General features: G+C 69.9%; 10 protein-coding genes. 3 read left to right on the plus strand and 7 right to left on the minus strand.

Annotated elements, in window-relative coordinates:
• Positions 1-142: 142 nt before the first annotated feature.
• Positions 143-535, minus strand: a complete 393-nt coding sequence (gene rplL / locus VIR15_RS13780) for a 50S ribosomal protein L7/L12 (protein ID WP_331928579.1) — start codon at positions 533-535, stop codon at positions 143-145.
• Between the two features lie 69 nt (positions 536-604).
• Positions 605-1,228, minus strand: coding sequence for a 50S ribosomal protein L10 (gene rplJ / locus VIR15_RS13785; RefSeq protein WP_331928580.1), 624 nt, complete (start codon positions 1,226-1,228; stop codon positions 605-607).
• Positions 1,229-1,400: 172 nt separating this feature from the next.
• On the opposite strand from rplJ, the gene VIR15_RS13790 reads away from it, so the two are divergent.
• The 3 genes from VIR15_RS13790 to VIR15_RS13800 are packed head-to-tail and all read left to right on the plus strand — an operon-like array spanning position 1,401 to position 3,544.
• Positions 1,401-1,529, plus strand: a complete 129-nt coding sequence (locus tag VIR15_RS13790; RefSeq protein ID WP_331928581.1) for a hypothetical protein — start codon at positions 1,401-1,403, stop codon at positions 1,527-1,529.
• Between the two features lie 10 nt (positions 1,530-1,539).
• Positions 1,540-2,319, plus strand: a complete 780-nt coding sequence (locus tag VIR15_RS13795) for a DUF3152 domain-containing protein (RefSeq protein ID WP_331928582.1) — start codon at positions 1,540-1,542, stop codon at positions 2,317-2,319.
• A 34-nt stretch (positions 2,320-2,353) separates the two neighbouring features.
• Positions 2,354-3,544, plus strand: a complete 1,191-nt coding sequence (locus VIR15_RS13800; protein WP_331928583.1) for a 4-hydroxybenzoate 3-monooxygenase — start codon at positions 2,354-2,356, stop codon at positions 3,542-3,544.
• A gap of 22 nt (positions 3,545-3,566) precedes the next feature.
• Here VIR15_RS13800 and VIR15_RS13805 read toward each other — a convergent pair whose 3' ends face one another.
• From VIR15_RS13805 to pcaH, 5 genes are all read right to left on the minus strand, one after another.
• Positions 3,567-3,941: a carboxymuconolactone decarboxylase family protein gene (locus tag VIR15_RS13805; protein ID WP_331928593.1), complete on the minus strand. Its 375-nt coding sequence runs from the start codon at positions 3,939-3,941 to the stop codon at positions 3,567-3,569.
• Between the two features lie 65 nt (positions 3,942-4,006).
• Positions 4,007-4,810, minus strand: a complete 804-nt coding sequence (locus VIR15_RS13810; RefSeq protein WP_331928585.1) for an alpha/beta fold hydrolase — start codon at positions 4,808-4,810, stop codon at positions 4,007-4,009.
• Complete coding sequence (locus VIR15_RS13815) at positions 4,807-6,258, minus strand: lyase family protein (RefSeq protein ID WP_331928587.1); 1,452 nt, start codon at positions 6,256-6,258, stop codon at positions 4,807-4,809. The genes VIR15_RS13810 and VIR15_RS13815 overlap by 4 nt, the downstream gene beginning before the upstream one ends.
• 5 nt (positions 6,259-6,263) lie before the next feature.
• Positions 6,264-6,866 carry a protocatechuate 3,4-dioxygenase subunit alpha gene (gene pcaG / locus VIR15_RS13820; protein ID WP_331928589.1) on the minus strand — a complete coding sequence of 201 codons (603 nt, stop codon included), beginning with the start codon at positions 6,864-6,866 and terminating at the stop codon, positions 6,264-6,266.
• Positions 6,859-7,671 (minus strand): protocatechuate 3,4-dioxygenase subunit beta, encoded by an 813-nt coding sequence (gene pcaH / locus VIR15_RS13825; RefSeq protein ID WP_331928591.1) that lies wholly within the window; start codon positions 7,669-7,671, stop codon positions 6,859-6,861. The genes pcaG and pcaH overlap by 8 nt, the downstream gene beginning before the upstream one ends.
• Positions 7,672-7,873: the final 202 nt, after the last annotated feature.

Genomic DNA, 7,873 nt, shown 5'->3' on the forward strand with positions numbered 1-7,873 from the left:
GCTTGTCGACCGGTCAGGGCGGCTGCAGCCGAGGCAACCGGTCGACAAGCGGGTGTGTTGCGGGAAGTTGGGGGGAAGACGAAGGCGGGCCCGCCCACTCCGAGGAGTGGTCGGACCCGCCGTCGCGAGTGAGAGCGTCAGCTCACTTGAGCTCGACGGTCGCGCCAGCGCCCTCGAGCTGCTCCTTGGCCTTCTCGGCCGCAGCCTTGTCGACCTTCTCGAGGACGGGCTTGGGGGCGCCGTCGACGAGGTCCTTGGCCTCCTTGAGGCCGAGGCTCGTGAGCGCGCGGACCTCCTTGATGACCTGGATCTTCTTGTCGCCGGCAGCGGTGAGGATGACGTCGAACTCGTCCTGCTCCTCCTCCGCAGCGGCCTCGCCGCCGCCGCCAGCCGGCGCGCCGGCAGCCGCAACCGCGACCGGAGCCGCAGCGGTGACCTCGAAGGTGTCCTCGAACTTCTTCACGAACTCGGAGAGCTCGATGAGGGTCATCTCCTTGAAAGCGTCAAGGAGCTCGTCGGTGCTGAGCTTCGCCATGATGGCTTCCTTCCTGTGATTGCCGTGAGTGGCGGTTGGTTGAATCGAGCTGGGACACGCCGGGGCGAGTCAGCTCTCGTCGCCACCCTCGGCGACGTCGGTGGTTGCCTCGGCGGCCGGAGCGGCCTCCGTGGCGGGAGCCTCGTCTGCCGCGGGAGCAGCGGACGCGACCGGACCCTGTGCCTCGACCTTCGCGCGCAGGGCGTCGACCACGCGGGCCGTCTGCGACAGAGGTGCGGCAAAGAGGTAGACGGCCTTGTTGAGCGAGCCCTTCATGGCGCCCGCCAGCTTGGCCAGGAGAACCTCACGCGACTCGAGGTCGGCGAGCTTCGTGATCTCCTCGGCGGTCAGCGGCTTGCCGTCGAGGACGCCAGCCTTGATCACGAGGAGGGGGTGTGCCTTGGCGAAGTCACGCAGCCCCTTGGCCGCCTCGACCGGGTCACCGGTGACGAAGGCGATGGCCGACGGGCCCTGGAGGTGCCCCTCGAAGGCCGTGATCCCGGCCTCCTTCGCGGCAATCTCCGTGAGCGTGTTCTTGACCACGGCGTAGGTGGCGTGTCCTCGGATCGAGCTGCGCAGCTCGCCGAGCTGCTTCACCGTCAGGCCGCGGTACTCGGTGAGAACGGCCGCGCCGGACTGACGGAACTTGTCCGTGATCTCGGCGATGGCTGCCGACTTCTCGGGGTTTGCCATCGGGGCCTCCCTTCCCTTGCGTCGTGCCGCCGGGTGAAGGCTCGAGGGGCCCACACGACAAGAGCCCCGGCGCAGGCGCACGGGGCTCACAAAGACATACAGGTCGTATGCCGCTGGGCTTGGTGTCCTGCGCTGGCTGCCCACATCGTGTGGAACCTTCGGGAGGGGCGTGGTGCCCACGTCCTCCAACCGGCGGTCATTGGTCGTCCTCAAGGGTACGGGCCAGCAGGTGAAGGACCAAATCGTCGCGCTGACCCGCCACGGGCGCGCGGTCCTCGTCATCGACTCCCCGGTGTCCTAGCGTGAGAGGCATGCAGAAGGCAGCGTCTGCCCGGGCCCTGCGACGGCTGCGTCGCCAGCGACTCCTGGCTGGTGCGGCGGTGGCCTGCTGCATCGTCGCAAATGTCTGGACCGTGTCGCTCGCGGCGCCCGAACCCGGCTCCGACGGGTCGCTCGCCGGCATGAGGCGGGTCTCGACCGACGTCGGACTCCGGTCGAGGCCTGCGGCCAGCAAAGCCAGCGAGCCGCAGGTGGTCGAGCGGGGCGACGGGAAGCTCACACCCGTCGCCATCCCAGCCGGGGTACTCAAGAGCGCTCCCCAGGGGCGTGCCGTGCGGATCAGCATCGAGACCGAGGGGAACCTGCTCGTGGACGCCAGGGAGTTCGCCGCAGCCGTCGCGACGACGCTCTCCGACGCGCGAGGGTGGCAGGGTGTCGACAACGTCCGCTTCCTCGCCGTCTCCCCCGCTGCCCTGGCCAACGGCGCCAAGGTCGACGTCCGGATCGTCTTGGCCAGCCCGGAGACGACTGACCGTCTCTGCGCTCCGCTGCGGACTCGAGGACAGGTCAGCTGTCACAACCGGGGGCGGGCCGTCATCAACCTGCGCCGTTGGCAGCTCGGGGCGGAGGCCTATGGCGCCGACCTCGCCGGCTACCGGACCTACGTCGTCAACCACGAGGTCGGCCACAGCCTGGGCCACGGGCACGCGTACTGTGCCGGCAAGGGCGAGGTGGCTCCGGTGATGATGCAGCAGACCTATGGCCTCAAGGGCTGCTCCGCCTGGCCCTGGCCGAGCCCCAAGCCCGCCTGACCCACGGCGCGCCGCACGAGGGAAGGCAGGAAGTGTGACTTCGCAGCCCGTCCAGGAGTCGACGGTCGTCGGTATCGTCGGCGCGGGTCCCGCCGGCCTCATGCTCTCGCACCTCCTGTCGCAGAGCGGCATCGACTCGATCGCCGTCGACACCCGTACTCGACATGAGATCGAGCACACCCATCGGGCGGGCATCCTGGAGCAGGACAGCGTCCGGCTCCTCACCGATACCGGCGTCGACGGTCGCGTCCTGACCCATGGCTCCGAGCACGAGGGCATCGAGCTGCGCTTCGGGGGCGAGGGCCACCGGATCGACTTCAAGCATCTCGTGGGTGCGTCCGTGTGGCTCTATCCCCAGACCGACGTCTTCATCGACCTGGCCAACGCGCGAGCGCGTGATGGCGGGGATGTCCGCTTCGGGGTGCGCGACACGAGGGTCCGGGAGGTCCGGGACCAGCCGGTGATCTCCTTCGTCGACGGCGACGGCATCGCCCGGGAGGTGCGATGCGACTACCTCGTCGGGGCAGACGGTTCGCACAGCATCTGCCGCCACGAGATCCCAGAGTCGCTCAGCACGCAGTACTTCAAGGAGTATCCGTTTGCGTGGTTCGGCATCATGACCGAGGCCCCGATGAGTGCCCCTGAGCTGGTGTACGCCCGGCACGACCGCGGGTTCGCGCTCATCAGCCAACGCACGGAGCAGCTGCAGCGGATGTACTTCCAGTGCGACCCGGCGACCGACCCGGAGACGTGGTCCGACGAGATGATCTGGGAGGAGCTCCAGACGCGCGTGTCGGGAGGCGGCTTCTCGCTCAAGGAGGGGCCCATCACCGAGAAGGTCGTCCTGCCCTTCCGCAGCTTCGTGGCGGAGCCGATGCGCTACGGCCGGCTGTTCCTCGCCGGCGACGCGGCCCACACGGTCCCGCCGACCGGAGCCAAGGGTCTCAACCTGGCCCTGCAGGACGTCAGCGTCCTCGCCGAGGTGCTCGACGCCGCGGTGAACCTCGGCAAGACCGAGCTCCTCGAGACGTATGGGCCGCGCGCCCTCGAGCGGGTCTGGAAGGCCCAGCAGTTCTCCTACCGCATGACCACCCTGCTGCACACGTTGCCGGGCGAGACGCCCTTCGACGCGAAGCGGCAGCTGGGAGAGCTGAACTCGATCGTGACGTCAACCCATGGGTCGGCACACATCGCCGAGTCCTACACGGGGTGGCCGACGCGCTGAGGCACGATGATGATCCGGGTCGTCATCGGGCGGGTGGAGGCGGGACTTCCTGCTCGTACCGGGCGAGCTGCTCCTGCGCGATCGCGAAGGCGTGGTTGGCGGCGGGAACGCCGAGGTAGACGGCCACCTGGAGCAGGATCTCCTGAATCTCTTCAACGGAGAGACCGTTTCGGCGAGCCGCACGGACGTGCATGGCGAACTCGTCCCAATGGTCCCTCGCGACCAGCGCCGTCAGGGTGACCGCGCTACGCATTCGACGATCGAGGCCGGGCCGGGTCCAGATCTCGCCCCAGGCGTAGCGGGTGATGAGGTCCTGGAAGGGCTCGGTGAACTCCGTCTTGTGCGCTTCCGCCGCGTCCACGTGCGCGTTTGAGAGGACGGCCCGTCTCATGGTCATGCCGTCCTCGTAGGCCTCCGTGGCGGTCCGGTCGCCGCGGCCGGAGCGTCCTGGCCCGTCGGCCGTCACCACGTGCTCGCCTCCGCGACGGGTCCCATCAGGAACTCGGTGATCTCGTGGGCGGTCGCGGTGGGCTGCTCTGCGGGCGGGAGGTGGGCGGCTCCCACGATGGCGCGCGCCGTCCCGCCGGTGCCCTCAGCGACGGTCGCTGCCATCTCGATCGGAGCGACGGGGTCGTGCTCGCCGGCGAGCGCGAGGACGGGGATCTCCACCGCACCGAGCGCTTCGCGGGCGTCGAAGGCCGCCAGCGCCTCACAGCAGCGGGCATAGCTGAACCGGTCCGCCTCCTGGAGCGAGTCGAGCAGGGCGGACGCCATGGCCGGATCGCGCTCGATGGCGCCCGGTGCGAACCACCGCTTTGCGGAGGCCTCGACCATGACCGGGGTCCCGGCCCGGCGAACCAGCTCAGCGCGCTCATGCCAACCGTCGGCCTCACCGACTTTGGCGCCCGAGGCGATGACGATGACTCCGTCGAAGCCCTGGGCGTGGTCGATCGCGAGCGCGAGCCCGACCGCTCCGCCCAGCGAGACACCGGCATGGAGCACCATCCCCGTCGCGTCGTCTCGGATCTCCTCCGTCGCGTCCATGACGGCCTGGGCGAGGTCCTCGACGGTGAACGGCTCGTCGTGCGGGGGGCTGTCGCCATGGCCGGGCAGGTCCCACCCGACGACCGCGAGGTCGATCGGCAGGTGCTCGACGCAGGGCCCCCAGAGAGGGGAGACCGCCGTGCCGAGGGACGGTCCGACGACGAGGACGCCGCCGGGGTGCTCGGGCAGGCGAAGGTTCGTCAGGGTCAGGGCGATCGTCATGTCTCACCTTGGGAGGAGTCCGGGTGTTCTGGGGCATCAGGGCGGGCATCAGGGCGGGCATCAGGGCGGGCATCGTGGCGTGCGAGGGCCCGATCGATGAGGGGCTCGGTGGCGCCGAGGTACTGGAGGGGGTCGAGGAGGTCCTCGATGTCGGCGTCCGACAGGACGGCCTCGGGCAGGTACGCACGCAGCAGCGGGGTCAGGTGACGCGCCCGAGCGCGCCCGCGCAGGACAGGGCGAAGGGCAGCGACGGCCGCGGCACCGTTGGGCAGGGCCGCCACGGTGGTCAACACCCGCTCGCTCACGAGCGCGGGTCCCACCTCGTCGACGTGGCGGCGCATCGCGTCCACGTCGACCACGAGGCCCGAGAGGACCTCGTCGAGCTGGGCGGCCGCCACGACGACGCGCCGGACGAGGCGGAGCAGGGGGCCCCACTCCGCGTGCCAGGAACCGTCGGGACGCTCGTCGACCGCCAGGCCGGCGGCGGAGTGGAGGACCGCACCGAGGTGGGGTGCCTCGATCGCTGCGGAGCGGACCAGGACGGAGAGGACGGGGTTCTGCTTCTGGGGCAGGGTCGACGACCCGCCTCTTCCCTCCGCCGGTCGTTCACGGAGCTCTCCGATCTCGAGCCGAGCTGACAGGACGATGTCCGCAGCGATCCTGCCCATGGCATCGGCGGTCCGCACGAGGACGTCGCCGAGGCGGGTGACGGGAGCCCGGTCGGTGTGCCACGGTCGTCCGTGGCTCGCGAGCCCCAGCTCCTCGGCCAGCAGGTCGGCCGCCTCCAGGGAGCGACCCGGAGCCAAGGCCTCGATGGCTGCGAGGGTGCCCGCCGCTCCACCGCACTGGACAGGCAGGGAGCCTCGCGTGTCTGCGAGCTCGTCGCGCACGTCGTCGAGGGCAGTGAGCCAGTCGGCAGCGGTGAGACCGAAGGTCGTCGGCAGGGCAGGCTGGCCCAGGGTCCGCGCCACCCGAACAGTGCGGCGATGCTCGTGGGCGAGCCGCGCGAGCGCATCCGCGCCGCTGGCCAGGCTGGCTCCGAGCGCGTCCAGGGCTCGTGCGCCGATGCACATCAGGGCGGTGTCGATGACGTCCTGACTCGTCAGGCCGCGGTGCACTGCCCCGTCGAGGTCAACTGCCGCTCCCTGACCCACGGAGTGAACGGCATCCGACGGGTCAGCCGTGTGCTGCTCGTGCAGGATCTCGCGGAGCGAGGCGAGCATGGGGATGACGGAATTGCCACCGTCCTCGGCCGCCCGGGCGATCTGTGCCAGGTCGTGCCGGTCAGCCTCCGCAGCCGTGGTCACGGCCGTCACGACGCGGTCGTCCACGAGGCCGAGCCGGTGCTGTACGCGCACCCAGGCGGTCTCCACGTCGAGCATCGCCTGGAGGACGGCCCGGTCATCGGTGATCCCGCCCGACCGCTCCGTGCCTGGCTCGAGCAGCACGTCGCTCAGGCCTCGTGCCGCGGAAAGCGCAGGAACACTGTCTCGCGGTCACCCTGGAGCCGGATGTCGAAGCGCAGCGAGCCGTCCTCGTCGCGCTGCGCCAGCAGCGTGGCGCGCCGGTCCGCGTCCAGGGACGCGAGGAGTGCGTCGCCCCCGAGCGCCCCGGCGTCATCGGGCAGGTAGATCCGGGTGAAGAGCCGATTGAGCAGGCCCCGGGCGAACACCGTCACGGCGATGAAGGGAGCCGCACCGTCGGTCAGGGGGCCGGGCTCGACCGTCGTGAAGGTGTAGCCGCCGTCGCGCCAGGTCGACGTGCGGCCGAACCCGGTGAAGACGCCGGCATCGCGCCTGAACGAGCCCTCACGCTGCACGATCCGGCCGTTCGCGTCGGCCTGCCAGATCTCGATCATGGCGTCCTGCAGGCCGTCCCCGTTGCCGTCGGTGACCCGACCGTGCAGGCGGACCGAGCCCGGACTCCCCGGGGGCACCAGGTGCTCGCCACCCTCGAAGGGCAAGGCGTAGTGGTAGAACGGTCCGATCGTCTGGCCGGGCGTGGGCACCCTCGTGGACTCAGCGGCATACGGCGAATCGGGTTGCGTCTCAGGCATTGTCGCCTTCTTGCTCCATCCGGGTCGCGTGCGCGCCCGTCAGGACGATGTCCCACCGGTAGCCGAGCAGCCACTCGTGCTCGGAGACGTCGTGGTCGTACTCGGCAACGAGCCGGTCCCTCGCCGACTGGCTCGTGATCGACTGGTAGATGGGGTCCAGGGCGAAGAGCGGGTCGCCCGGGAAGTACAGCTGCGTGATCATGCGCTGGGTGAACTCGGTCCCGAACAGGGAGAAGTGCACGTGTGCGGGCCGCCAGGCGTTGCGGTGGTTGCGCCAGGGATAGGGGCCGGGCTTGATCGTCAGGAACGAGTACGACCCGTCCTCGCCGGTGATGGTGCGGCCGACGCCGGTGAAGTTGGGGTCGATCGGGGCTGGGTGTTGGTCCCGCTTGTGGATGTAGCGACCCGCGGCGTTGGCCTGCCAGATCTCGACGAGCTGCCCGCGGACCGGCCGACCGTCCCCGTCGAGCACGCGGCCCGTGATCCGGATGCGCTCACCGATGGGCTCACCACCGTGCTGGATGGTCAGGTCGGCCTCGAGCGGGTCGACGTCGCGGTGACCGAAGACCGGCGCGGCGAGCTCGATCGACTCCGGATCGGCGTGGCACAGGTCCTTCGTGGGGTGTCGCAGCACCGAGCTGCGATAGGGGGCGAAGTCGAGACGGGGCTGGGTGAGTGCCCGCCCGTCCTCCGACGCGTGAATCGCTGCGATCTCGGCACTGATCGCTTGCTGCGACGCCGGTTCCGGAGCGGTCTGCCGCCCACGAGGCACCTCTTCGCCCACGCTCTCCTCCTCTTGGCGCATGCACTCGAAAGGTAACAGGGCGTTCGCATCAAGTACAAGGGTGCGCAGAGCGCACAGGAACCGAGCGACGGGCCACTCGGCTCATTGACGTTTGGATTTCAGCATTAGATAGTGTCCGTGTAATGAACATGAGTTCGTACTGCGAACACCAGTCAACGGAGACCTGATGCGAGCAACTCTCAAAGCGGCGGCGGCGGCCGCC

The sequence above is a fragment of the Intrasporangium sp. genome (assembly GCF_036566125.1).
Classification (GTDB): domain Bacteria; phylum Actinomycetota; class Actinomycetes; order Actinomycetales; family Dermatophilaceae; genus Intrasporangium.